We start from the raw sequence: 24,999 nt of genomic DNA on the forward strand, positions 1-24,999 counted from the left end.
GTTAAGGCTGATATCGAGCAACAATGCCGGGTATCAGCCAAGCGCAAGCGTTAACGGTTATCGACCAAAAGTTACACCGTGGACTTATACCAAGGCAGAATTACTGATGGGTAGGTTTGTCTAGGTTTTTAGAAGCGGTGAAAATCAACTAAACTATATTAAGTTCTGTCACTATTGCCCCACCCCTGACCCATAAGCAATGATGTAGCTGGCTTCTCGCATCGCGAGGATGATAAATGACAAAGAATCGATCTATTTTGCGTTTTCTGCGTTGGACTGTTCACTTGAGAAAATACCCATGGCGCTCCATCTGGGGAGCGTTCTTAGTCGTAACCCTGGTATGGAGTAGTATACCATTGGGGGCTTTAGCTCGCAGCGAACCCCCGCCCACAAACGCCGAATCCATCCAACCTTACTTAGATGGCGTCGTTGACCAGGTGACGGAGTTTCGCCTGGACAATGGGATGAAATTCATTGTTCTCGAACGACACCAAGCCCCCGTTGTCTCCTTTGCTACCTATGCGGATGTCGGTGGCGTTGACGAACCGGTGGGCAAAACGGGTGTGGCTCACTTTCTGGAACATTTAGCCTTTAAGGGAACCAAGCAAATTGGCACCCGAAATTATCAGGCAGAAAAACCCCTGTTAAACCGCTTGGATCAGTTAGCGGCACAAATTAAAGCCGCAAAAAAAGCCGGGAACGAGGCAAAGGTTGCCCAATTAAAAGAGGAATTTGCCCAAGTTGAAGCCGAAGCCGCTAGCTTGGTCAAGCAAAATGAATTTGGTCAAATCGTTGAACAAGCTGGAGGTGTGGGGTTAAATGCCGCCACCTCCGCCGATGCGACCGTCTATTTCTACAGCTTTCCCTCCAACAAACTGGAACTGTGGATGTCTTTGGAGTCGGAACGCTTCCTAGAACCCGTGTTTCGTGAATTTTATAAAGAACAAGAGGTGATTCTGGAAGAACGGCGTCTGCGAACCGACAACTCGCCCATCGGTAAAATGATCGAGGCGTTTCTGGATACGGCATTCCAAGTCCATCCCTATCGGCGTCCGGTAATTGGATATGACGAAGACATCCGCAACCTGACTCGCGACGATGTGCGGCAATTCTTTGAAACTCACTACGTTCCCAGTCAATTAACCATGGCGATTGTGGGCGATGTTGATCCCGACGAGGTGAAAGAGTTGGCTCAAACGTACTTCGGACGCTATGAGGCAAAACCCGCCGCACCGGGAGTAAGCATCGTTGAACCTCCCCAGCAACAAACGCGGGAAGTGACGTTGGAACTTCCGTCTCAACCCTGGTATTTGGAGGGATACCATCGACCCTCTCGAACCCATCCTGACCATGTAGTCTATGAAATTATCGGGCGTTTACTCAGCGATGGTCGCACCTCTCGTCTATATAAATCGTTGGTTCAAGACAAACAAGTCGCCCTCTCCGCCGCCGGATTTAGCGGGTTTCCGGGAGATAAATATCCCAATCTGATGCTGTTATATGCCCTAACTGCACCCGGACATACCGTTGAAGAAGTGGCGACAGCCTTGGGAGAAGAAATTGAGCGACTCAAAACCAAACCCGTTTCGCCCCAAGAGTTGGAACGAGTGAAAACTCAAGCCCGTGCTGGCTTATTGCGATCGCTCGATTCTAATATGGGGATGGCACGTAATTTAGTCGAATACCAGGTGAAAACAGGCGACTGGCGCAATCTATTTAATGAAATCCAGGCAATCGCCCAAGTTACACCTGCTGATATCCAACGGGTAGCTCAAGCTACGTTCACGCCGGAAAATCGTACCATTGGACGGTTGTTATCGAGTCAATAGTCCTTTGTCATTTGTCAGGGAATAGGAAATAGGCAATAGGCAATAGGCAATAGGGAACAGGGAACAGTAAAGAATGTCCTAACCTGCCAAGGTAGCTGCTATCTCCTCAAACCCTTACATAAGACATAAGACGAATGACGATAAGAGCCGTTAACTTTAATTTTTCCCATCGACTTATCTAATGAGCAATCTTACATTGAACAGATTCCGTCAAAAAGTTTGGCGCTGGTGTGGACTACTGGTTGCCACGATGCTTCTGGTTATCGTATCGCGCACGCCTGCTGTGGCGGCTACGGCGAAGCATTATACCGAGTTAACCTTTCCACCTCTGTCAGAGATTCAGATCCCTGAGTATACTCGCTATCAACTGGATAATGGCATCGTCGTCTATTTAATGGAAGACCACGAATTGCCCTTGGTGAGTGGGACAGCGATGATTCGGACAGGCGATCGCCTTGAACCGGCTGATCAGGTTGGCTTAGCCAATATTACCGGAGAAGTCCTCCGTACAGGTGGGACAACAGAACATTCGCCGGATAAACTAAATCAGTTACTCGAACAACGGGCGGCGTCTGTGGAAACAGGCATTAATACCTCTGTCGGTAGCGCCAGTTTCAATGCCCTCAGCGAAGATGTGGATATGGTGTTTGACTTATTTGCTGAGGTAATTCAAAAGCCTGCCTTTGCTGAAGATAAGCTAGAACTGGCGAAAAAGCAACAAGCTGGACAAATTGCCCGTCGCAATGATGATCCTAAAGATATTGCTAGTCGCGAATTTACTAAACTGATTTATGGGAATCAGAGTCCCTATGCCCGCACCATTGAATATGAGACGCTAGCCAATATCTCCCGTGACGATGTAGTGGAATTTTATCAGACTTATTTCCATCCTGAACGGATGATTCTGGGTATTGTGGGAGATTTTGATTCCGAACAGATGCGATCGCGGATCACCGAAAAGTTTGGTAACTGGAATCCCCCATCACCTCCCCCAGAGGTAACGGTACCCTCGGCATCCCAAGCCAAGGAAGAGGGTTTATTTGTCGTGGATCAGGATCAACTCACCCAAAGTTATGTGTATCTGGGGCATATTGGCGGAGAATTTGATAACCCTGACTATCCGGCGTTGGATGTAATGAATGAAATTCTCAACGGGTTTGGCGGACGGTTATTTAACGAAGTGCGATCGCGCCAAGGGTTAGCCTATTCTGTCTATGGCTTCTGGAGTCCTCGCCATGACTATCCTGGGATGTTTGTTGCGGGTGGACAAACTCGTTCTGAAGCAACTGTATCCTTGATTCAAGCGATTCGCTCAGAAATTGAGAAAATCCGCACCACGCCTGTTACCCCAGAAGAACTTGAGTCGGCTAAAGACCAAGTTTTGAACTCGTTTGTGTTTAACTTCCAAGATCCCAGCCAAACCTTATCGCGGCTGATGCGGTATGAATATTATGGGTATCCCGAAGATTTTCTCTTCCAGTATCAGCAGAAGGTGAAAGAGACGACGATTGAAGATGTGCAACGGGTAGCGCAAAAGTATCTCCAACCCAATCAACTGGTGACGTTAGTTGTTGGGAATACGGATGCAATTCAGCCTCCCTTAACCAGTCTGTCGAACAATGTCACATCGTTAGATATCACCATTCCCGAACAAAGCAGTTAGTGGTTGAACGGGTAGGGGCGGGTTTTACTGATAACGTTCGGTTGATATCCGATAACTTGACTCAACCCGCCCTTCTAAACCAACATAGGACGAATGACTAATGACGCATGACGAATGACCAATAACCAATGACACCGACCCAGTTATTAATTTTTGCATCTGCTGGCTTATTTGCCGGAATCCTAGCCGGCTTTTTGGGAATCGGTGGCGGTACAGTTCTTGTACCTTTATTAGTAACCTTAGGATATGACTATCAACAAGCCGTTGCCACAAGTACCCTATCAATCGTGATTACAGCAATTTCGGGTACGGTGCAGAATTGGCGGCTGGGTAACATAGATTTTAAACGCATCATTGCCATTGGCTTTCCAGCTATCATCACAGCGCCAATTGGCGCTTATTTAACAGAATTATTTGCCGACTACTGGTTAAAGGCGGCATTTGGACTATTACTCCTACTTAATATTTACTTAGTGCGACTCCGCAAACGCTTGAAAGCCAGAGAAAAGCAAGACTTTCCGGAAACGGAACATCAACGACAAACTCCCCACTCGAAAAGCAAAGCAGCATTAGCCAGAATTGGCACAGGAAGTACCGCCGGCTTACTCGCTGGTGTATTTGGTGTGGGTGGCGGTGTGATTCTGGTTCCCTTGCAAATTTTACTTTTGGGAGAGACCATTAAAACAGCAATTCAAACCAGTTTAGGCGTGATTGTGATTACCGCAATTTCGGCTTGTATCGGTCATGCTGTGCAAGGGAATGTGTTATGGATTGAGGGATTACTTCTGGGTACAGGGGGTTTGTTGGGAGCGCAAATTAGTACCCGTTTTTTGCCTAAATTACCGGATAAAGTGGTTAGTTTAGCATTTAGTGCATTACTAGCTATCTTAGCCATTTACTTTTTCTGGCAGGCATGGCAAAGTTATAGCTGAACACAGCATCTGTTGGCAAGTGGAGAAGGTGGGGAAGGTGAGGAAGGGAATGTTTTGAAATCTTCCCCTTCAATCATTTCCGCCAAAACAGTTATTTTAGACCAAGTTGCAGTCAAATATAGTAGTTTATATCCCCCTGTTGTCCAACAAGAACGTGCGCGTAATGTAGGGGCGGGTTTAGGGATAGAATTAACAAGGAAACCAATAACATTTCTACAAAACCCGCCCTTCCCCACCCGATAACTTCCGTTTAAACTGTAGCATTATTTTCAGGTCGATGAGGTACAGTCTCTAAGCAAGATCCCCGCCTTTTTAAAGAAGTCGGGGATCTGATTGCCCGGTTGAAAACTTGAATCTCTACCTAAAGATAGAGGTAAATTTGAACCATTAACCTTGTATTTTTAGGGGCGCAAGGCTTGCGCCCAAAAAACTGGCATGAAACTGTAAAACTTCTTTACAAACTGCCGGAGATTACAAAAATTGACTTAAGTCAAAGCGTTATCTGCCAAAAATTTCCTAGAGTAGAGACATAGAGACTGATATAGGAAAAAGTAACTCATGTTTTGCGAACAGTGCGAACAAACCGCCAGTGGTAATGGCTGTCATCAATGGGGTGCCTGTGGTAAAAGTCCTCAACTTAACGCCGTTCAAGATTTATTAGTCTACTGCTTGCGCGGACTTGCGCCAGTGGTGATTAAAGCCCGTCAGTTAGGCATTTCTACTCACGATGAAGATGTCTTCACCTGCGAATCGTTATTCGCCACAATGACGAATGTCAACTTTGACCGAAAACGCTTTACCAAGTATGTCCGTGAGTGTATCGAGAAGCGAGATAATTTAAAAGCTAAAGTCAAGGAAGCTAGTCCCGAACCCGTCAAATGGGGAAGAGTGTCTGGGTATCATCCTGACTTTAATGAGAGTTTAGTCGAACAGGGTCAAGATTTAGCATTAGGCTTTATTAGTGAATCGGCGCGGGATGTTGACATTTTCTCCCTGAAACTCACGGTTCTCTATGGAATTAAGGGCGCTGCTTCCTACACTTTCCACGCTCAAGAATTGGGACAAGAAGATGAGCAGGTGTACCACTTCATTCAAGAAGCCTTAGATGCGCTAAATCATCAAGATTTCACCTTGGATGATTGGGTGAATTTAGCCTTAAAGGTAGGAGAAATGAACCTGCGAGCGATGGAATTATTGGATGCGGGACATACCAATACCTATGGACATCCCACGCCAACCCCTGTTCCCCTGAATCCCCGAAAAGGCAAAGCTCTCCTGGTTTCGGGACATGATATCAGACAACTGGAAGCCATCCTGAAACAGACGGCTGATACAGGGATTACGGTTTACACCCACGGCGAACTTTTACCCGCTCACGGTTATCCACTACTCAAACAGAACTATCCTCATCTGTACGGGCATTATGGCACAGCTTGGCAGAATCAAACCAAAGAGTTTGGTAAGTTTCCGGGGGCGATTATTGTCACCACTAATTGTTTGATGCCGCCCCATGAAACCTATGATGAGAAACTGTTTACGATTGGTCCTGTAGGATTTTCTGGCATCAACTATATTCCCGCCGAGGAGGGTAACATCCCCGACTTTAGCCCAGCGATTCAAAAATCCTTAGATATGCCTGGGTTTGTGGAAGAGCAACCGCCGCGTCAGGTAATGGCAGGATTTGCCCGGAATGCGGTGTTAAATGTTGCAGATCAAGTGATTGATGGGGTTAAACAAGGCAAAATTCGTCACTTCTTCCTAGTTGGTGGCTGTGATGGCGCGAAACCAGAGCGCAATTATTACACTGAATTTGTGGAAAAAGTACCGGAAGATTGTATCGTTCTCACCCTAGCTTGTGGGAAGTTCCGTTTCTTTGATCAACAGTTGGGAGAAATTGGTTCTCTACCTCGGTTGATGGATGTGGGACAATGTAATGATGCCTATTCCGCGATTCAAATTGCGTTGGGATTAGCGAAGGCGTTTGATATGGATGTGAATCAATTGCCTTTGTCGATGATTCTGTCTTGGTATGAACAGAAGGCGGTTGCTGTGTTGTTGACGCTGCTGTATCTGGGAATTAAGGATATTCGTTTGGGTCCGACGTTACCCGCGTTTATTTCTCCGAATGTTTTCAAATTGCTGTCACAGAAGTATCAGTTGAAGGCGATTACTACACCAGATGAGGATTTGGCGGCTTGTTTGGGTTGAGTTAGTTAGGTGAGGGGGTGTGGCTTTTGTCGCGCCCCTTTCGCCTACAGGTTAGGTTTTATAGGGTTAATTCAAAGGTAGGAGTATGGGCAATCATACTTGGTATCAAAGCTCTATTACGCCTGCAATTAACTTCCAACACGGTTTTTCGCCTTCCCAATCAGGACGAGATTGATAAGGCATACTGAGGCTCACAGTTACCAAACAGTTGTTTTTAGGTTGATACCCTGCATTCAGTTTCTCAACAAAAACTGGGTCTGTTATCGTTGCATCTAAATATTGACCATTAAGAGTTTTAAGAGTGCCTCGCCACTTATTATTCCCGCTGTTTTGAGCAGAAAAGCTGACAGCGTGAACTAACTGAAGAGTACGACGTTGTTCAAATGGTAGAGACTGCAAGTAAGAAGGATTAACGTATTTCCGCGAATTATGGAGTATTTGTGTGTTTCCACAATACCTGAGTAAATTAGTTGGTTGTATTCTACCTACACATTTCCAGTCACCATCTAAAACTGATAGGTTTTCGCATTCAAACCCAAAATCTTTGCCAGTATTAGCCAGTGGAATTTCTAGAATATCCAGTAGTTTTGGTTCTCTACTTTCAACAAGTCGAATATATTTTGGAACCCGACCATCTTCAGGATATCGATCATCGCAAACAGGACGAACCCATTTACCAGTATTGAGATCAATTCCAGCAATGCAACGTTCATCTAGTTTCCATGAATTGGCAAGGCAAATAATTTTCTTCATAGATGGCATATACTAATGTTGCCCCACTTTCCGTTGAGATACTCAGCAACTAACCGACGGTGACATCGATGAGGCTTGGCTTCACTACAGAGCAAACAAGCACCATCCATCAGATCCGGAGAGACTTTTTTTTCAATTTGCCGATCAGCTATAAGCTGCAAGAACTTTTGTTCGTATGTTTCCCAATCTCTTGTCTTCTTCTTATACTCATCCAAAATATCTTTAGTTGGCGCTAAATCTAGAAGATGAACATAGTCTATATTTGAAATCGCCTTTAAAAAATACTCCAAATCTCTCTTTTTTGTAAATCCGGCTAGCTGAGAAATATTATTGAGACGAGTATCTATAACCGTCTTGATACCTGCTTGTTTAAGCGTATCAAAGAATTTTTGAGCACTCTTTTGAGTAAACCCGATTGTGAAAAGATTGATTTGATCGCTCATGGTCATCATTCCTTTGCTCTACGTAGGCAATCTCATTACCTTGAAGTTTATAGGCTTTTTCCAAACATGCCTCTCTTGTGGGCAAGTTACTCAATTCATTGTCAAATAGAGAAAGTTGAATGGGTTGTCCCTTAACTATAAAACCATGCTTCTTTAGCATTCTATCTTCTAGGTCAAAATGAGACTCTATATCACCATTCTTCAAAATGTGATTAATCTGCAAATTAGAGTCCCGTAAATGTTGACAAACTAAGATTGCTCTGTGACAGGTTAAAGGATCTTGTTCTGCACACATTAACGCAATTCTGCGTTTCTCTAATTCCTTTAAAACTTTTTGAATCCCTTCTTGGAATGTCTCAGTTGCAGCAATCTTCTCGTAAACAGCTTTTCCATTAACATAGCACTGTGGGTTGTTGGGTCTTGCGCCTAGTTCTTGTCCCAAGAATAGATAGTCAATTTTTTCCTTTGATAAAGCTTCTTTCAACTCTTTGCGTTTGAAGTGTGACAAGAAACGGCTGTATGGATGTGAACGCACATCAGCCATAGCAGTGACACCATGTTGCTGTAGTAAAGAGATAAAACCTTCTATTGTGTGGTTAGAGTGACCAATAGTGAACAACTCCATCAATACTTGCTCCTCAGAAGATTAGTCTATCAATTGTATCTTACCTACATCTATTAGAGTATGACAAGCGCACCGGAGAGAAAGACCCTATTTTTGCAGATACTATCAAACCTCTCGCCTCAACAGGTGCTAAATTTCCAGCAAGTGTTACCTGTTACCAATGTTACATCGGGAGCATGTCAGGTTTGTCTATAACGTTCAAGCTAACCCGTGCGAGTTGGGTTACTCTACCCTTCGGGTTCTCCTACGGAGTACGAGAAGGCTTCGCCTACGTACCTCAACCCAACCTACTTGCTCATTAGTCGTTGTTTTACCTCATTCCATGTATTCGTCTGTGCAGTATCGTGCGAGGAAACTGCATGAAAATTTAATCAGCGCTAATCACGCTATTGTACTATTATGTTATACTCAATTTCCTAGTTTAGGCGGAAAAACCTGATCAAGTGGAGTGATATCGCCAGCCGCAATTTCCTGACGAACCATTTGGGCTAGCTTATCCCATTGCTCGCTGGTCGTGGATTCAAAACGAACTTTCCACGCCCGTTCATCTTCTAATTCTGCTAAAAGACGAGTCGCGATCGCATCTTGCTCTTCTTCTGGCAATTTCTCAAGCTGTGCAATAACGCGCTGAAGTAATTCAGTCATTTTTCCTAACTGTAGATAGTCCTCTACAAAGCATCATAGCAGTACGCTGTAAACGTCTGGTTAAAATGCTAACGACTGTGGCGCGATCGCAAGGGGGCTACAGATAAAGTAAAGGTTAGGTTTCCTGTCGTTTTCCAAACCTACGACGATCAGCGATCGCACTGGCTTGTGTCCGGTATACCAATCGGTTAGGCTCAGTGCTTGTCGCCATTGCTTTCAATGTAGCGACGTAGAACAGTATTAATGAGTCTCTTGTATTCTATATCTTGGGCTTTGAACCAAGCTATTACATCTGGGTCGATCTGAATCAGATGGTGTGCTTTATCTGCTGGAATTCGCAGTGTCGCGCCCTCAAAGAATTCATCTGTCAACGATGGGATGTCAGAATAATCAATATCTTCATCAGACATTGATTCGAGTGCTTCCCAATTAGTACGCGAGATATTGTTCATCAAATTAAATGCGTTACAGCTTACTCTGATAACCAGCCAAACACCGAGGCTACACTTAGATTTAGCTCATTGGCAAAAGCGGGAACGGGAAGTTTCTGTTCGGGTTGATCAAACACCTCTAGTTGCTGTTGGGGAAGATAAACAAACACCGTTTGCTCATCTGGGTCAATTAACCAACCCATTTGAGTTCCATGATTAAGACAATGCAATATATTTTTGGTTACTTTAGTCTGACTTTGCTCAGGTGACAGAATCTCGATTGTCCAGTCAGGAGCAATGGGAAAGGTATTGGCAATTTCACCATTCGCGTCACGGGGAATTCTCTCCCAAGTAATTACGGATACATCAGGAACGATTGAGCGTCCACCAAATGTACAACGTAGCTCTGAAAAGGCTCGTGCAACCCGCCCCGCTTTAAGAAGTATATTGACAGTCGTGGAAAACTCCGTTTGAATTGTACTATGCTTACCCTGTGGCATTGGCTTCTGAATGATTTGCCCATTAATATATTCGCTGGCGGGTTTGGCTTCTGGTAGTTTCAGGAATTCTTCCAGAGTGATGAATCGAGATGGAGTCTGTACCATTGGGACTTCCTGGTAAAATAAAGGGAATTTTGCCTATCTGGATTGTACGCGATCGCGAGTGCTTATGGTGAAGACAGCGCAACGATGCATCTAGCTTAATCAGCGTGATATTCAGTCTAACCTCAAGAATGCGATCGCACTCATTTTCTAATGGAAGTTGATGTTAGATAGCTTTGACCTGCTGCATGAGCTGTACGTTTATTAGTATCTATAAAAATAGATGATTTATTAGGTAACGTATCATGCCAAACGTCGATACAGTTGGGCGTTTTTCTTTAATACGTAACTGGACGCTTGTACAAATTCGCTCTTTGGATAATTGAGCCAGTCTTCAATGCTTGCACGCAGTAAATCTTCAAGCGATATTCCGCTTTCCTGCGCTAGTTGCTGCAAGTTCTGGAGTTGTTCGTCTGGAATTTCAACAGTGATGTAAGTCACAGCTAATCCTTTCTCTAGGTAAACCAATCATAGCACTTTTAGCCATCTAGTAATAAATGTCTTCTTTGTAAGTATAAACCTTGTTATTGGCGTTAACCCAACCTACAGCTTAAGTGTTTTTGGTACGCGATCGCGAGTACTTATCCTGAAGACAGCGTAACGACGAGCGTGCTATTAATTGGAATCTTGAGACTGTCCACATTGTTTACAATACGGTAAATACTTATAAGTCATACTGTGACAATTATGACATTCAGTGTATTGATAAAAACCACAGTGGGAACAGTAGGCATCATGGGTCGGAATTTTCTTGGCACACCGGATACAGCGTGATTTTTGAACTCGCGCCGCTGCTTGTACTTTGGGATTAAAGACAATTTTTTGGAAGAATTTGATAATGCCAAACCCAATCAGAGGAATCAGTAAGATATAAGCATAACTGACCAGAAAAACGAGTCCGCCTAAAAGGGTGCTAATGATATCAACGAGAAATTGAACGATTGCACCAAATTGCAGAAACTCAAATATCTTAAAAATTAATGGTATAAAAAATACCACTGACAAATGCCAGCTAATTAGGGCAATGAGTCCATATTCTTTTCGTTGAGCAAAATTGTAAACCGATAAAGAAAGGAAAATTAGCGGTAGCAGGAAAAGCGCTTGAAAGCTGAATTGGATGCTGGGATACCAAAAGGATGCTTGCTGGTAGGCATTTTCAACTGACTGAAATGTCCCATCATCCTTAAGCAAGCTGATAAAAGCTAAACTTTCAGGTTTCGCCGTCAGTTGATTTTTCAGTTCAGCAATTTCCTGTTTAAGCCTAGCAATATTGCGGTTATTTTGTTCGAGTTGCTGTTTGGCTTTCTCCGCCTCAACTAGATTAATCGATTGCTCACGAGGCTGACCTGCTATTTTTTCCAATAGAGTTGAGTCATATTGCTCACGAATACGGCGATTCGTTTGTTCAAGTTCATTGATTTCTGCTTGTTTCTGATCAATAGCTGTTATAATTTGCTGATTTTCTGGATTATTGAGTTGATCTTTGTAACTGCCGTACTCTAAGCAGGTTGGAGACACAGTGCCTAGATGTCCTACCGCCGCTTGTTGATAGGTTTGCTGAAAATTAGATTGATGGCTTCTTGCATATAGCAATGAAGATTTGATCAGCGCATAAGCTTTGTCTTGAGTAGTTTTCGATTGGTAATTTCTCCACTCAGCATAACAGGGATAAGCCTGTGCAGGGCTAATATACCATTGGCTAACATCATTTAGTCCAGTGAAAACATTGATTAAGATAAAAATATCAATCAGGATAATAACAATCAAACTTACCTTATTGAGAGGTTCATTATTGATTGTTCTTGATTTTCTGAAAAATCGATTCAAAATACGCCGTATTTTGGTAAGCATATTGTTTGTTTGAATAGAATTGAATAAGGGCTGATTTTATTGTTCAGTTATTGTCCAAGTAATTTTAGTGGCTAAACCTGTCCCGACAATTAACTCCTACAATTAATAATTAATTATTTCCGGCGGCGCTTGGTATTAGACAATTTTGCAGCCGTACCTCTCCAGAGAATTAACAGAGGAATAGCAGCCAAGCCTAATGGGATGACAAGCGCGAAGGATTGCAAGATAATCGCATTAATCAGTATTAATAAAGCTGGCACTCCAAAGATGAACCAACCAGAAATCAGTATCCACCAAGAGATTGTTCCCCCAGAGAGACTTCTAAAGGCTCGACCCCTGAGATGGATTTCTCCCATGGGGTCATATCCAGAGGGAATTCGTTCCTGATAGGGAGGTGTTTGATCCGGGGGAACTTCGATAAAGAGTTCATCTTTATTGACTTTATCATCGTCAAAAAAGGGGTTCGGCTCGTTGCTGTTGCTCATTATTATTCGTATATGTACACAATTATAGTTTTGTGAATTATCTTAACGCGATCGCTGTCCAATCAGCCGCCAGTCTTATCCACCTTATCCCCAGACAGACAGATAGCCACAACCATTGATAACAAAGAGATTAGACAACATGCCCTAGCCGGGATGGTTCAGCAACAAGCGGGATGGTAGGGAGAAACTAAATGTTCTGGAATTAGAGCGGGCATATCTGTAAGGATGATATATATTTGTATGCCAAAAACAAGGGGCAGGTATAAGTGATTGATATTCTGTGGCTCCTCGTCTGTTCTGGCTTGGTATTCCTGATGCAACCCGGGTTTATGTGCCTGGAGTCAGGGCTGACGCGATCGAAAAATAGTATCAATGTTGCCATCAAAAACTTAGCTGACTTGGGCATATCTATCGCCTTATTTTGGGCGTTCGGATATGCCTTTATGTTTGGCACCTCAGTGCTAGGGTGGATTGGCTCAACCCATTTCTTCGTTCACGTTGAAGCTACACCCCGACTGGCGGCGTTCTTTTTGTTCCAAGCCATGTTTTGTAGCACCGCCACCACGATTGTCTCCGGGGCGGTGGCGGAACGGATGAAGTTTCGGGCTTACCTAATCTTAGCGGGTTTGGTGTCTGGTCTGATTTATCCCCTGTTTGGACATTGGGCGTGGAATGGGATTGATTTAGATGTATCAGTGGGTTGGTTAGAACGGCTAGGCTTTGTTGATTTTGCGGGTTCCACAGTCGTTCACAGTTTGGGCGGCTGGGTATCTCTAGCCAGTCTAATGATTATCGGATCACGCACCGGGCGATTTCCGAATCATCAACCACCGCGAAAAATCCATGGGTCTAATTTACCCCTTTCGGTTTTAGGTGCCATGCTATTGTGGATTGGCTGGTTGGGGTTCAATGGGGGCAGCACATTGAGTTTAAATGAGCAAGTCCCTAGCATTATTGTACATACCGTGCTAGCAGGTATTGCCGGAATGATGGCAGCCGGAATGGTTAGTTGGTATCGGTGTCAACTTCCGGAAGTCGAATCCTTAATTAATGGTTCCTTAGCGGGATTAGTCTCGATTACCGCCTCTTGTCATGTTGTCACCTCTCCCGCATCCGTGATTATTGGGGCGATTGGGGGGATTATTGCTACCTTGATGTCGAATGGGTTGGAACGGTGGCGGATTGATGATGCGGTAGATGCCATACCCGTGCATCTGGGTGGAGGAATTTGGGGAACATTAGCGGTGGCGTTGTTTGGTCAACCGGAATTAGTGGATACGGGGTTGAGTCCAGTGCTACAGCTTGGTGTACAGGGAATCGGAATTCTTAGTTGTGGGATTTGGGCATTTAGCATAACTTATCTCCTATTATTCATCACTAATCGTTTTTTCCCAATGCGGGTGAGTGTTGAGGCGGAACAGATTGGTTTAAATGTGTCCGAACATCGCGCCAAAACTGAGATTTATGACCTGTTTCAGGTCATGGAAGCCCAAGCCCAGACCCAAGATTTAAGCTTACGAGTTCCTGTCGAACCGTTTACGCAAGTCGGTCAAATTGCCCAGCGTTATAACCAGGTGATGGATGCCTTAGAAGAGGCGTTAACCCGCACCGATGCCATTGTGAAAACGGCAATGGATGCGATTATTACCTTCACCAAACCTCAACTCAAAATTGTTACCGCTAATCCGAGTGCGAAAGAGATATTTGGGTATTCCATCAACGAATTCATCGGTATGGATATTCATCAGTTATTGGTATTGGATTGGTCAATCCCCGCCGCCGATGATCCGGATAGGGGAATGGAACGGTTATTAAAAGTGGGCAGACATGAGATTGTTGGCTGTCGGGTTGATGGGTTTCGCTTTCCCCTAGAAGCAACGGTTGTGGAGACTAAATCGGGTCAAGATTGCTTTTATACAGGTACATTTCGCGACATCTCGGAACGCAAACAAGCCCAAGCGGATTTGTTTCGGGCAAATCAGGAAATTACTAAGCTCAATGAACGTCTCAAGGCAGAAAATCTGCGATTGAGTGCTGAACTTGATGTTACCCGCCGCTTGCAACAGATGTTGCTGCCTAAAGAGGCAGAATTGAATCAAATTACTGACTTAGAAATTTCGGGTTTTATGGAACCGGCGACGGAAGTGGGTGGGGATTATTATGATATTTTACCCTATCGCGATCGCGTCCAAATTAGTATAGGCGATGTGACGGGACATGGCTTAGAAAGCGGCGTATTAAGCTTAATGGTACAAACCGCCGTCCGCACCCTCTTAGAAAGTAACCAAACTGACCCCAAGCAATTTTTAGATATCCTCAATCGCACCATTTATCAAAATGTCCAGCGGATGAACTCCGACAAAAACCTCACCTTGGCTTTACTGGACTATCAAAAAGGTATCCTGAATTTGAGCGGACAACATGAAGAGATCATTGTCGTGCGGACTGGAGGTCATATTGAGCGAATTGATACCATTGATCTAGGGTTTCCCATTGGTTTAGATGCTGATATCGCTGATTTCGTAGCACATCTTCAAGTCCCGTTAAATCCGGGAGATACTGTTGTCCTCTACACCGATGGGATTCCCGAGGCAGAAAATCCCAAAGGGATACAATATGGCATCGAACGCCTGTGTCGAATTCTCAGTCAAAATTGGCAACAATCCGCTGTTGAAATTCGGCAAGCCGTTATTGATGACCTACGCCAGCATATTGAAGCACAGCAACTTTATGATGATATCACCTTACTCGTGATTAAACAAAGAAAAAATTTTGAAGTTTAATTGCCTATTGCCTGTTCCTTGTTCCCTGTTCCCTGTTCCCTAACCAATGACAAACAACCCATGGTTTTCAATCCGTTCTGCCCTAAATAATCGCGTTTTTCCTTATTTTGCTGCCTGTTTAACAGTAGTGATTGTCCTATTCGTCGTTTGGGGTTTTGAACGTGCTGAACACCAACGGTTTTCCGAACAACAACGTTCGGATGTTCTCAATCAACTGAGTGCAGCGAGAGCCCGCTTGGAAGCCGCCCTCAATCAGCGACTTTTTCTTACGCGGGGCTTATTGGCGTATGTGTCCACGATTAACCCAGACATTACCCAAAACGAATTTGAGCGTCTCTCCAGTGTCCTCGTCGAAGATCAACAAGGAATTGAATTCCTAGCCCTGTATAAAGATAACATCGTTAGCCATCTCTATCCCTTAAAAGGCAATGAAGACGCGATTGGCTTTAACCCCATGACTATTCCTGAAGAACGAGACGCCATTGAGAGAGCCATTCAAAGCCGCCAAACCGTTTTTGCCGGTCCGTTGCAGTTAGAACCTAAAAAAAATTGGGGATTTATTAGTCGTACCCCGATATTTCTCACGCCCCCCGACCAACCTCCCCAAAGTGGTCGCTATTGGGGTCTAGTGGGTATTGGTTTTGACCGCAATACGTTATTTCAGGAAGCCGGATTACTCAATCTTTCTACCAAACTTCAGTATGGGATTCGGGGTAAAGATGGATTGGGTGAAACGGGAGACTTAGTGTTCGGGGATGCCAGTATTTTTCAACAAAATCCTGTCCGTTTAGAGGTAACGTTACCGAACGGATCATGGCAATTAGCGGCAATTCCTGACAATGGATGGGCATCAACGGCACCTATTTCCAAATGGTTGTGGATAGGGGGCGGATTATCAGCACTATTAGCTGGGGTGTTAGTGTATATCTTAGTCAGTGAGCCAGTGCGCCTGCAAAAAGCGGTTCAACGAGCGACTATCGCATTGCGTCGGAGTCAAGATGCCCTCCAACATGCCAATGAAGAATTAGAAACAAGAGTGGAGAAACGCACGGCTCAATTGGCTCAAGCGAATCAGGAAATTACCCTGCTCAATAGTTGTTTGAAAGCCGAAAATCTGCGCCTGAGTGCTGAGGTTGAGGTAACTCGTCGTCTGCAACAGATGATGTTACCTAAAGAGGAGGAACTGAACCAGATTACTGACTTAGACATCGCTGGCTTTATGGAACCCGCAACTGAAGTCGGTGGTGACTATTATGATGTCCTGCAAAATAATGGTCATGTTACTATTGGTATTGGCGATGTCACGGGACATGGGTTAGAAAGTGGCGTCTTGATGATTATGGTGCAAACGGCGGTGAGAACGTTGTTGGAAGGAGCGAAAACGGATTCTAAGCAGTTTTTAAGTGTCCTGAATCGAACGATTTATCATAATATCCAGCGAATGAAATCTGAGAAAAATCTCACTCTCTCCCTCCTGGACTATCACCACGATAAACTGCGCTTGAGTGGACAACATGAAGAAATGATTGTCGTGCGTTCGGGTGGTAAAATTGAGCGAGTTGATACCATTGATTTAGGCTTTCCCATTGGTCTAGTCGCCGATATTGCCGATTTTGTCGCCGATGCAGAAATCCAGTTACATCCGGGCGATGTGGTGGTTCTCTACACCGATGGAATTCCCGAAGCCGAAAATTCCCAAGGCGTGCAGTATGGGATTGAGCGTCTGTGTCAGATTCTCAGTCACAACTGGCGACAGTCAGCCCGGGAAATTCGCCAAGCCGTGATTGAGGATGTGCGGCGACATATTGGGACACAAAAGGTTTATGATGATATAACGCTGTTAGTGATTAAACCCAAACCATCCTTGCTGCGCGATCGCTCCGGCATCGCACCAATCAAACCGGATGGTTAAGGAATAGGGAACTGGGAAAAAGATTCCGCCTGACGTTTACAAGTTATTATTGTTTCCTTTGGCACTCCTCAAACAGACTACCGACAAACGCGATATGACTCAGATCTTTGGAGATTTCAACGAGCAGCTACCTCCTAGTGAGGAATACCTGGTTATCCAATTTTCACCCAGTTCAATTCCTTTACAGCAGCGCTGGCGGAATAATGGGTTATCCGCCGATTTCATGGCTGATTATGTGGTCACATTTTTTCCCACTGACCAAGAGGATACGGATGCTACGGCTCAACAAGTGGAGATTAAGAGTGCCGTGAGTTACATTGCCAACGAGTTGTTAGAAAACGCGATGAAGTTTAATGAGGATACCTCACCGCAACCCATCAGCATCGCCTTACACCTGTATAACGACAGCTTAGTCTTCTTGACAAAAAACACAGTTCCTCCCCCAATTCTGGATGATTTTCAGGCATATCTCCAGAAATTGACGACATCAGACCCCCAAGAGTTGTATATTCATCAGTTAGAACAAAATGCAGCAGACGAAACCAGCACGGCTTCTCGCTTAGGATTTTTAACCATGATCAATGACTACATGGCAACCCTCGGCTGGAAGTTTGAGACCCTGGCAAAGACGCCACCGATTACCACCGTCACCACCATGGTGCGATTGACGGTATGAAGCGTCAGTCCTGTCGTCAAGGAAAATGGTAAACATGAATTCAAAATTTACAATCCAAAACCAGGTAAATTTTAGGATTTAAGGTTTGTGGTTTTGAGCCACAACATTAGACATCTCTGATAATTCATCTGAAACCATTGTCAAACAGTGGTTAAATCCTAATTTCTGGAGGGGTCTATGTTTAAATGTGTTTATTTCATCAGTGTTTGAGAACGCCATATTTTTGTCAAGGATGGGGAAAATGGAAGTTAAAAGCGACACGTATAGTGTCTTTTATGATACAGAAAGTTCAACCGTTCATTGGAAAGGTTCCCTGCGGCTAAGTGGCACGGAAGAATACGCGCCGATTATAGAGTTACTCGATCAAGCCATAGAGAGTCAGCCTTCTATCCTGACGCTTAACTTACGAGACCTGCAATTTCTCAACAGTTCGGGAATTAGTATGTTGTCGAAATTTGCGATTAAAGTTAGACAGAAAAAGACGATTAAGATGATTGTACAAGGCTCTCAGAATATTCCGTGGCAAGGCAAATCGTTAAAAAACTTACAGCGACTCATGCCAGGTTTGACGCTGGAAGTCGAGTAGGGGCGCAAAGCTTGCGCCCGGATTCAGGAGTATTGAGAATTTTTTCAATCTCGTAGGGTGGGTTAGGCGGGAACTTAATTCAGGTGATAATCCTTCAATGAACTATCCAACCTAACCCACCGATATTCAGGCGGGAAAGGTTAGAAAATTGACTTAATAAGAGATTCCCCCTAGCCCCCCTTTCAAAGGGGGGAAAAGAAAAAGAGGGGAAAAGAAAAGAAAAAGAGAGGAAGCAGAAATTACCGAAACAGGGGAGAAATCAGAAATTTATTCAAAGTCCCCTTCAGATCCGTTGGGATGAAGGATATAAAGAACCCTGGTTAATTGTTACCGACTTAAAACCGACACAAGCTCAAAGCTTTTGGTAGGGTTTACGTTCTTGGATTGAATCAAGTTATCGAGACATAAAAAGTGATGGATGGCAGTGGCAGAAAACTCGTTTAAGAGAACCAGCCCGAGCCGAAAGAATTTGGTTAGCTATGGCAATAGCAACACTCTGGGCAGTAACTGTAGGGAGTGAAGAACAGCAACATCTATCCAAACAGTTCAGTGCGCCCCTACGGACAGACATGGAATAAATATATAGGTGTTATCGAGTTTGAAAAATATTTTGCACCATCGCTTTATCTAAACGTGCCGCCACTTGATCCAATTCAGTCATCTCACCAGAACTCAACTGCCATCCCAACGCACCAATATTGTCTTGTGCCTGTTTTATCGTCTTCGCACCCGGAATAGGTAGAGTACCTTTACAAATACACCAATTAATCGCCACTTGCGCCATGGTTTTCTCTCTGGAGGAAGCGATTTCTCGTAAACCTCCTAAAAGCGGCTGAATTCCTGGTAATAACTGCTTAAATAACAAACGGCGTAACCCTTTCGGGAATGGACCTTTCTCGGAATACTTTCCCGTCAGTAGTCCTAACGCCAGAGGGCTATAGGCAATCAGTTGAATTCCCAGTTGATCACAAACCTCTTTGATACCCAATTCGGTGACGGGATAGGTCGATAAAAGAGAATACTGGACTTGTAGCGTTGCAATCGGAACCCCTCGCTGTTTAAACTTGGGATAAATTTCTTGGAGTCGTTTTGGTCCATAATTAGAGAGTCCAACTCCCTTCACTAATCCCTTTTCGTAGAGATCAGCCAAACCATCCAAAAGCCATTCTTCTTGCCACGGGGCATAATTGGCAGTAGACCAATGCATCTGTGCCAAATCGACATTTCGTCCCAATCGTCGCGCAGAGGCTTTACAGGCGGATACCATTGAACCGCGTGTCAATCGCCAGGGATAGGCGGCTAGCTTGGTGGCAATGCAAATGTTCTCTTGATTGATACCAGAATAGTCTCTAGAGAATCGTCCCAGCAGTTGTTCACTGCGTCCATTCAGTCTGCCTGTTCCATAGGAATCACCCGTATCAAATAAGGTAACACCATTACTGACACACAGATTAAAGACGGCTTGCAACTCATCATCCATGCTTTCGTCGTATCCCCAGAGTAATCGGTTTCCCCACGCCCATGTTCCACAACCCATGGTGGGAAGGGATAGGTTTTGGCTTGTCTGCATAGTTCTAAACGGTAGATATGATAAAGTTTACCGAAATCGACGCTTTATCTCAAAAGGAACTCCATGACAGCCATGGCGATTGAAATCGCTGCTACACTTGCCAAAGTCCGCCTGCGCGGACTAGGTTATAATGGGATACCTAACCCGGATTTGGGATAAAAGTGCAACAGAAAAAAACATGCGATCGCGCCCTCATCCACATAACCCGTAGAGGCGGGCGCGAGGGACTAGCCTTTGGCATAAAACCGATAACTTCCGTAGGGGCGAGTTTAGGGACTAACCTGTGGGATGTAACCGATAACTGTTCTACAAAATCGACCCTCCCCTGAATTCCTGTTTTAGGCTAAGGTTCCCTTACTACGAACGTTCTAACATCACTCAAGAATGGCTCTGACTTCTTCTACGGAAAGATTACAAGCTGTGGCAATTTGTTCTAGGCTTAGACCCAAGGCGAAGAGTCGAGTTACAGTTTGTTGCTGTTGTTGCTGTAGCGCTGTTTCGGCGCTTGCCGCCCGTTGACGTTCTTGTTCCGCCCGTTGACGTTCCTGTTCAATGAGTTCTTCCGGAAGTGGATAAGCATTTCCTTGTTCGTCGTACCAAAATAACCATTCCCTTGTCCAAGCCACGTAGGTTCCTATTCCTCTGCCAATTCCTAAACCCACTTCTGGCATCCAGTAAGGTTCCCCAGTTTGTAGAATATATTGCCCCTGTTCTAAACGATACAATTCCAAGGGTTGATGTTCGTCTCTTTGCCAGTGATTGGGGTTGTAAATTAGGTAGTAAAGCACACCTAACTGAGCATATTTATCTTTTTTGTCTTCATATTCATCGTTGTATTTCTTGGAGACAACTTCCATCGCTAGGATGGGCGGAATATTGTTTTCTTCCCACAAAACATAGCTGAGTCGTCCGGATTCACCGGAATGTCTGGGTACACCGATACTGAGAAACCCGTCGGGTACGAGCGCAGGTTGACGTTTGTTTTCATAGAGATAGTAGATCCCCATATCTACGCCCAAAAACCAATCCTGGCGCTCTTGCCAGATGAACGCTAAGATACTCAGCAGTAAGTTGGGAACTAAATTTTGTAGTTCATTATCCACAGGGGTATCATCGGAGCAGGGTAGCTCTTGGCTGGTGGGGAGACGCGAAAGTGGTTCAAATTGTACCATCTGGGGTTACTCCTAACTGGAAAATGACTGTTATTTCTAGGATAGACGCGATTGTCTGAAGGGGTCAAAACGCCAGACAAAATAGTCAGCAATAGGTTCGCACTGTTCTCTGTTGCTTATTGCCTCCCCTCACCACAAAGGGCGCAAGCCTTGCGCCCCTACAGTTAATAACTAATGACTGACAACTGACTCAACAGGTAACTCCATTGCGGAATGAACTAAGGTTAATAATGGACCGGTTTGTTCTGTCCCATTGACGGCTAAATCACTATGGCATAAATACACTCGCTCACTCACTCGCCCTAACAAATCCTGTAAAATTCGCTGCAACCGTTCTTCATCTGCTTGGATTTTATCGGCTTCTGTCCAAGGTTGTCCAAACCAATCCTTGAGAAATAAGGGGGCTGCAAATAATGTAGCTGCACCGCCCTGACTCCACAGATGAGATCCCGCATCTAACCAAAAATGCCAACGGTGGTAGCCACGGGCGGCTCGATATTGGAAAATGGTGGCTAGGGTAACGGCTGAGTTGGCTGTACCTGGGAGGCGACGCACGGGAAAGGAATTGGCGGTGACGGTTCCCCGACGCAATAACTGAATAAATTGGGAAATTGTCGCCTGTGGTGGTGTTCCCCCCCTAGCTATCTCCTCATCAGTCGCGTTAGCGGGGAGTTTCCGCAATCGCCCATCTACCTCCCAATAATGTTGGGCGGTTTCCATGAGTTCCCGCAAGGCGGCAATTTGGTCGTAGGGTAGATTAGAACCATTCCACAGGAATTTCTGGATAGCGCGATCGAGAATCACTACACAGGATGGAATTAGGCGCTGTTGCTGTTGTTCTCGTTGTTCCTCTAACCATTGCTGAATCTGGGTGTAAGCGGTTGTCGCCCGATGTCCTAAACGATCCCAACGGGCAAAGGTTTCTACGGGTAATAAGCGGGGGGAGTTGGGATCAGGAGAATAACAATAGTCTGCGAGTAAACCCGCCCGTACTGGGTCAATATTGGGGCTAGGGATGGGGGAGTCTTCCTCAGGCGTCGCCACGGGTTCGGGTGTCCGACTGAGAACTACCAGCATTTCGGCGATCGCTTCGCGATCCACTAACCGTCCTAATCCTGGATAGACAAGGGTTAGCAGGGTTAATAAGGCGCGAATTAAGGGAGAACTAATCAGGGGGCGCTGTTCGTTCAATGGTTGGATGGGAATCCCCTGTTTGCTGAGAATATCGGTCAGCGTATAGCGGGCGATCGCATCTAATCCGGGTGCAATGATGGCAATATCTCCCGGTTGCACGTCTCCCGACTTCACCGCGTCTACTATTACCTCGGCGGTGCGGCGTAACAACTGGGCGCGGGATGTGGTTTGTAGCGATCGCAAAAACTCCGGTAAGTCTGACAATACCATGGGGTCGTTGAGCAGGTCTACTGCCATTGGGGATAACGCATCGGCTAAGGAGTCATTCGGTTGTGAGGGTAAGGATTCCACTTGACACCGGGAGGCTAATCCTGACAAATAATCGGGATCAGCGTTTAAGCCTAAGCGCACTTGACCTTGGGGATTATAGGTAAACGCCCCCACGACGCCCTGATCTAAGAGTAAATCAAACAAATCCCGTGCGATCGCGGGATACTCATCCACATCATCTGCTAGTATCGCCCGATAACGCTGGGTTAAATACTGCTGATAGGTAGCATCTGCTAACATTTCCCGCCAATAGAGATCACCAATTAGACCATACGTCAACAATCCCTTATCCAGACACCACTCCCGCCAATCCCACAGCAGTTTACCGATTAAGTCCCATTGATCCGGGGTGGCTTCCAGTTCCCCCACTCCCTGTTCTAGAATCCTGGGAATCTCTTCAATTGGCGTCCCACTAACGGCGGCTAATTGTAACAAATCCAACAGACGCCGCACCCGAACTGACTCATTAGTTCCCGGTATGGGAATTAATCCAGATTCCAGGTGGGGACGCCACAACTGCATGGCTAAATCCTGTTCCGTTTCCGGGCGCAAGCGTAGGGGAAACTGCGCCCTAAGATTTAACCGTTGGATTAGCAGGGGCCAAAATAGAATCACCTCGTCTTGAAAGAATCCCAAGGGTGTCTGACAGCGCACTGGATAACGCCCCTGTAACGTCGTCGTGAGGCGATCCGTCAACTCTCGACGATTATCCGCATTCGCTGCCAAAATTAACAGGGCTGGCGTCGGATAGCGATCGCGCCGCTTTTTGTGGACAATGGGAGAGGATAACGGACGCGATCGACCCCATCCCGCTTCCACCCACTGGTGAAACAGAGTCACCAAGCGAGTTGTTTTGCCCGTGCGAGTGCCACCACTAATCCAAATCGAATCAGAAACCACGAGTTCTCCTAGGGTGAATCTGTTACTATACCACCTAAAGTAGACTATATTCATTCTGGCTTAATTGAGAGCCAGGATCATTCCGGACTATTTTTTATTGAGATTTTTAGCCGTTTCGATGAAGCTACCCTCTATTTTACGTCTGGCTAACCAATGGTTCTCGGATACTCCCGAAAGAGCCTTAGATCAAGCTTACCAAGCCGCATTAACCATTAAATCCATTGAGGATGAGCATTTTAATGGGCAAAAAATTGACCGTCGCTCTAGTCAACATAGTGATAGCGTTATTTCCTATTTTGAGGCTGACTTAAAGAAATACTTAAATACGATTCGAGTTCGCTTACGGGAATTTAGAACCAGTCGCTCAGTTCTCCGGATTTCCCAGCCAAAAACCACGAATAGTTTACTCGGTTCTAGAGAGAATTTAGCCCGCTATGACTCCATCGATTTAACCGAGAAACAAGCCATTATCATCGAAAAGCTTAACTTTATTGATGACATCTTAAAACGATATTCCGAACCTGAGCCATCCTCCCTTTCCTTAATCCCCCTCTCCGCCAATCAAGTGACTCAAGCCAATGGTAATCCCAGAACGACAGCCAATGCCAAAACCTTATCCCAGTTGCAGCAGGCTAGTGTGAATCCCCAAAATGATGCGTTAGAAACGGTATCGGATAAAACGGGTGTGGTGCCTCGGTCGATTCTGCGAACTGTCAACCGACTACAGCGAGAACTTGACCCCAAAGCCGAAGAGGAAGTTGTCAAGAAGTTTCGCACGTCTCGTGACAAAACCTTAATTTCGATCAAGTTTATTCTCACGCTGATTATCGTTCCCATTTTAGCTCATCAGGTGGCTAAAACCTTCGTCGTCGGACCCATTGTTGACTCGTTTCGCTCAGACAATGAACCGGGTATTTTTTTAAATATTGACATGAAGGAAGAAGCCTTTACCGAACTCCAGCGGTTTGAAGAGGAACTGCACTTTAAAAGCTTATTGGGAATGGCACCGAAGTTATCCTCGGAAGAAATGGAAGAACGGTTGCGAGAAAAAGCCACTGAGCTAGCTGAAGACTATCAATATCGCAGTTCTGATGCGATTAAGAATATTTTTTCCGACTTAATTTCTCTAGTTTGTTTTGGGGGAGTTATTGTTACCAGTAATGCAGATTTTTTGGTTCTCAAATCCTTTATTGATGATATTGTATACGGACTCAGTGATAGCGCCAAAGCCTTTATCATCATTTTGTTTACCGACATGTTTGTCGGATTTCACTCTCCCCACGGTTGGGAAGTGATCCTGGCGGCAATTTCGCGACATTTTGGGATTCCGGAAAATCATGATTTTATCTTTTTGTTTATTGCTACGTTTCCCGTGATTCTGGATTCGGTGATTAAATATTGGATTTTCCGCTATCTGAACCGAATTTCACCATCAGCGGTGGCAACGTATCGCAATATGAATGAATAAA

General features: G+C 45.0%; 21 protein-coding genes and 1 pseudogene. 9 read left to right on the top strand and 13 right to left on the bottom strand.

Annotated features, from left to right (window positions below; translation table 11 throughout):
- Positions 1-236: 236 nt before the first annotated feature.
- The 4 genes from RIE73_RS34680 (at position 237) to hcp (ending at position 6,632) form a co-directional block, all read left to right on the top strand.
- The gene (locus RIE73_RS34680; RefSeq protein ID WP_446405488.1) at positions 237-1,829 is read left to right on the top strand and encodes a M16 family metallopeptidase; all 1,593 of its coding nucleotides are present in this window, start codon (positions 237-239) and stop codon (positions 1,827-1,829) included.
- A gap of 181 nt (positions 1,830-2,010) precedes the next feature.
- Positions 2,011-3,492, top strand: coding sequence for a M16 family metallopeptidase (locus RIE73_RS34685; protein WP_446405489.1), 1,482 nt, complete (start codon positions 2,011-2,013; stop codon positions 3,490-3,492).
- A gap of 128 nt (positions 3,493-3,620) precedes the next feature.
- On the top strand, positions 3,621-4,424 hold the full coding sequence (locus RIE73_RS34690) for a sulfite exporter TauE/SafE family protein (protein WP_446405490.1): 804 nt from the start codon (positions 3,621-3,623) through the stop codon (positions 4,422-4,424).
- Positions 4,425-4,982: 558 nt separating this feature from the next.
- Positions 4,983-6,632: a hydroxylamine reductase gene (gene hcp / locus RIE73_RS34695; RefSeq protein ID WP_446405491.1), complete on the top strand. Its 1,650-nt coding sequence runs from the start codon at positions 4,983-4,985 to the stop codon at positions 6,630-6,632.
- A gap of 105 nt (positions 6,633-6,737) precedes the next feature.
- Here hcp and RIE73_RS34700 read toward each other — a convergent pair whose 3' ends face one another.
- The 10 genes and pseudogenes from RIE73_RS34700 to RIE73_RS34745 all read right to left on the bottom strand — a co-directional run bounded on the left by RIE73_RS34700 (position 6,738) and on the right by RIE73_RS34745 (position 12,467).
- Positions 6,738-7,394: a dual OB domain-containing protein gene (locus RIE73_RS34700; protein WP_446405492.1), complete on the bottom strand. Its 657-nt coding sequence runs from the start codon at positions 7,392-7,394 to the stop codon at positions 6,738-6,740.
- Positions 7,382-7,828 carry a DUF488 domain-containing protein gene (locus RIE73_RS34705; RefSeq protein ID WP_446405493.1) on the bottom strand — a complete coding sequence of 149 codons (447 nt, stop codon included), beginning with the start codon at positions 7,826-7,828 and terminating at the stop codon, positions 7,382-7,384. The genes RIE73_RS34700 and RIE73_RS34705 overlap by 13 nt, the downstream gene beginning before the upstream one ends.
- Positions 7,764-8,453 carry a DUF488 domain-containing protein gene (locus RIE73_RS34710; protein WP_446405494.1) on the bottom strand — a complete coding sequence of 230 codons (690 nt, stop codon included), beginning with the start codon at positions 8,451-8,453 and terminating at the stop codon, positions 7,764-7,766. Before RIE73_RS34710 ends, RIE73_RS34705 begins: the two co-directional genes overlap by 65 nt.
- Before the next feature lie 55 nt (positions 8,454-8,508).
- Positions 8,509-8,604, bottom strand: a pseudogene (locus tag RIE73_RS34715) (retroviral-like aspartic protease); the annotation flags it as partial.
- Between the two features lie 257 nt (positions 8,605-8,861).
- Entirely contained in the window at positions 8,862-9,098 is a 237-nt protein-coding gene (locus RIE73_RS34720; protein WP_446405495.1) for a hypothetical protein, read from the bottom strand.
- A 194-nt stretch (positions 9,099-9,292) separates the two neighbouring features.
- Complete coding sequence (locus tag RIE73_RS34725; RefSeq protein WP_446405496.1) at positions 9,293-9,550, bottom strand: BrnA antitoxin family protein; 258 nt, start codon at positions 9,548-9,550, stop codon at positions 9,293-9,295.
- Positions 9,551-9,570: 20 nt separating this feature from the next.
- The gene (locus RIE73_RS34730; protein WP_446405497.1) at positions 9,571-10,134 is read right to left on the bottom strand and encodes a Uma2 family endonuclease; all 564 of its coding nucleotides are present in this window, start codon (positions 10,132-10,134) and stop codon (positions 9,571-9,573) included.
- 240 nt (positions 10,135-10,374) lie between these two features.
- Positions 10,375-10,572 (bottom strand): ribbon-helix-helix protein, CopG family, encoded by a 198-nt coding sequence (locus tag RIE73_RS34735; RefSeq protein WP_446405498.1) that lies wholly within the window; start codon positions 10,570-10,572, stop codon positions 10,375-10,377.
- A gap of 174 nt (positions 10,573-10,746) precedes the next feature.
- Positions 10,747-11,982 carry a hypothetical protein gene (locus tag RIE73_RS34740; RefSeq protein WP_446405499.1) on the bottom strand — a complete coding sequence of 412 codons (1,236 nt, stop codon included), beginning with the start codon at positions 11,980-11,982 and terminating at the stop codon, positions 10,747-10,749.
- A 113-nt stretch (positions 11,983-12,095) separates the two neighbouring features.
- On the bottom strand, positions 12,096-12,467 hold the full coding sequence (locus RIE73_RS34745; protein WP_446405500.1) for a hypothetical protein: 372 nt from the start codon (positions 12,465-12,467) through the stop codon (positions 12,096-12,098).
- A gap of 266 nt (positions 12,468-12,733) precedes the next feature.
- Here RIE73_RS34745 and amt point away from each other — a divergent pair, with 266 nt between their 5' ends.
- The 4 genes from amt to RIE73_RS34765 all read left to right on the top strand — a co-directional run bounded on the left by amt (position 12,734) and on the right by RIE73_RS34765 (position 18,424).
- Positions 12,734-15,250 carry an ammonium transporter gene (gene amt / locus RIE73_RS34750; RefSeq protein ID WP_446405501.1) on the top strand — a complete coding sequence of 839 codons (2,517 nt, stop codon included), beginning with the start codon at positions 12,734-12,736 and terminating at the stop codon, positions 15,248-15,250.
- A 46-nt stretch (positions 15,251-15,296) separates the two neighbouring features.
- Positions 15,297-17,162 carry a SpoIIE family protein phosphatase gene (locus tag RIE73_RS34755; RefSeq protein WP_446405502.1) on the top strand — a complete coding sequence of 622 codons (1,866 nt, stop codon included), beginning with the start codon at positions 15,297-15,299 and terminating at the stop codon, positions 17,160-17,162.
- A 94-nt stretch (positions 17,163-17,256) separates the two neighbouring features.
- Positions 17,257-17,838, top strand: a complete 582-nt coding sequence (locus RIE73_RS34760; RefSeq protein WP_446405503.1) for a slr1658 superfamily regulator — start codon at positions 17,257-17,259, stop codon at positions 17,836-17,838.
- 241 nt (positions 17,839-18,079) lie between these two features.
- Complete coding sequence (locus tag RIE73_RS34765) at positions 18,080-18,424, top strand: slr1659 superfamily regulator (protein ID WP_446405504.1); 345 nt, start codon at positions 18,080-18,082, stop codon at positions 18,422-18,424.
- 589 nt (positions 18,425-19,013) lie between these two features.
- On the opposite strand, the gene RIE73_RS34770 is transcribed toward RIE73_RS34765, so the two are convergent.
- The 3 genes from RIE73_RS34770 to RIE73_RS34780 all read right to left on the bottom strand — a co-directional run bounded on the left by RIE73_RS34770 (position 19,014) and on the right by RIE73_RS34780 (position 23,530).
- Positions 19,014-19,994 carry an aldo/keto reductase gene (locus RIE73_RS34770; protein ID WP_446405505.1) on the bottom strand — a complete coding sequence of 327 codons (981 nt, stop codon included), beginning with the start codon at positions 19,992-19,994 and terminating at the stop codon, positions 19,014-19,016.
- Between the two features lie 374 nt (positions 19,995-20,368).
- Positions 20,369-21,166: a Uma2 family endonuclease gene (locus RIE73_RS34775; protein WP_446405506.1), complete on the bottom strand. Its 798-nt coding sequence runs from the start codon at positions 21,164-21,166 to the stop codon at positions 20,369-20,371.
- 171 nt (positions 21,167-21,337) lie between these two features.
- Positions 21,338-23,530, bottom strand: coding sequence for a recombinase family protein (locus RIE73_RS34780; protein WP_446405507.1), 2,193 nt, complete (start codon positions 23,528-23,530; stop codon positions 21,338-21,340).
- Between the two features lie 118 nt (positions 23,531-23,648).
- On the opposite strand from RIE73_RS34780, the gene RIE73_RS34785 reads away from it, so the two are divergent.
- Positions 23,649-24,998 carry a proton extrusion protein PcxA gene (locus RIE73_RS34785; protein ID WP_446405508.1) on the top strand — a complete coding sequence of 450 codons (1,350 nt, stop codon included), beginning with the start codon at positions 23,649-23,651 and terminating at the stop codon, positions 24,996-24,998.
- Position 24,999 lies beyond the last annotated feature (1 nt).

It is taken from the genome of Coleofasciculus sp. C1-SOL-03 (genome assembly GCF_040220555.1).
Classification (GTDB): Bacteria; Cyanobacteriota; Cyanobacteriia; order Cyanobacteriales; family Coleofasciculaceae; genus Coleofasciculus.

Bases quoted from the DNA above. Each gene is read 5' to 3' on its own strand.
- RIE73_RS34680 (WP_446405488.1), top strand. From the start codon at position 237: ATGACAAAGAATCGATCTATTTTGCGTTTTCTGCGTTGGACTGTTCAC.
- RIE73_RS34685 (WP_446405489.1), top strand. From the start codon at position 2,011: ATGAGCAATCTTACATTGAACAGATTCCGTCAAAAAGTTTGGCGCTGG.
- RIE73_RS34690 (WP_446405490.1), top strand. From the start codon at position 3,621: ATGACACCGACCCAGTTATTAATTTTTGCATCTGCTGGCTTATTTGCC.
- hcp (WP_446405491.1), top strand. From the start codon at position 4,983: ATGTTTTGCGAACAGTGCGAACAAACCGCCAGTGGTAATGGCTGTCAT.
- RIE73_RS34700 (WP_446405492.1), bottom strand. From the start codon at position 7,394: ATGCCATCTATGAAGAAAATTATTTGCCTTGCCAATTCATGGAAACTA.
- RIE73_RS34705 (WP_446405493.1), bottom strand. From the start codon at position 7,828: ATGAGCGATCAAATCAATCTTTTCACAATCGGGTTTACTCAAAAGAGT.
- RIE73_RS34710 (WP_446405494.1), bottom strand. From the start codon at position 8,453: ATGGAGTTGTTCACTATTGGTCACTCTAACCACACAATAGAAGGTTTT.
- RIE73_RS34720 (WP_446405495.1), bottom strand. From the start codon at position 9,098: ATGACTGAATTACTTCAGCGCGTTATTGCACAGCTTGAGAAATTGCCA.
- RIE73_RS34725 (WP_446405496.1), bottom strand. From the start codon at position 9,550: ATGAACAATATCTCGCGTACTAATTGGGAAGCACTCGAATCAATGTCT.
- RIE73_RS34730 (WP_446405497.1), bottom strand. From the start codon at position 10,134: ATGGTACAGACTCCATCTCGATTCATCACTCTGGAAGAATTCCTGAAA.
- RIE73_RS34740 (WP_446405499.1), bottom strand. From the start codon at position 11,982: ATGCTTACCAAAATACGGCGTATTTTGAATCGATTTTTCAGAAAATCA.
- RIE73_RS34745 (WP_446405500.1), bottom strand. From the start codon at position 12,467: ATGAGCAACAGCAACGAGCCGAACCCCTTTTTTGACGATGATAAAGTC.
- RIE73_RS34755 (WP_446405502.1), top strand. From the start codon at position 15,297: ATGACAAACAACCCATGGTTTTCAATCCGTTCTGCCCTAAATAATCGC.
- RIE73_RS34760 (WP_446405503.1), top strand. From the start codon at position 17,257: ATGACTCAGATCTTTGGAGATTTCAACGAGCAGCTACCTCCTAGTGAG.
- RIE73_RS34765 (WP_446405504.1), top strand. From the start codon at position 18,080: ATGGAAGTTAAAAGCGACACGTATAGTGTCTTTTATGATACAGAAAGT.
- RIE73_RS34770 (WP_446405505.1), bottom strand. From the start codon at position 19,994: ATGCAGACAAGCCAAAACCTATCCCTTCCCACCATGGGTTGTGGAACA.
- RIE73_RS34775 (WP_446405506.1), bottom strand. From the start codon at position 21,166: ATGGTACAATTTGAACCACTTTCGCGTCTCCCCACCAGCCAAGAGCTA.
- RIE73_RS34785 (WP_446405508.1), top strand. From the start codon at position 23,649: ATGAAGCTACCCTCTATTTTACGTCTGGCTAACCAATGGTTCTCGGAT.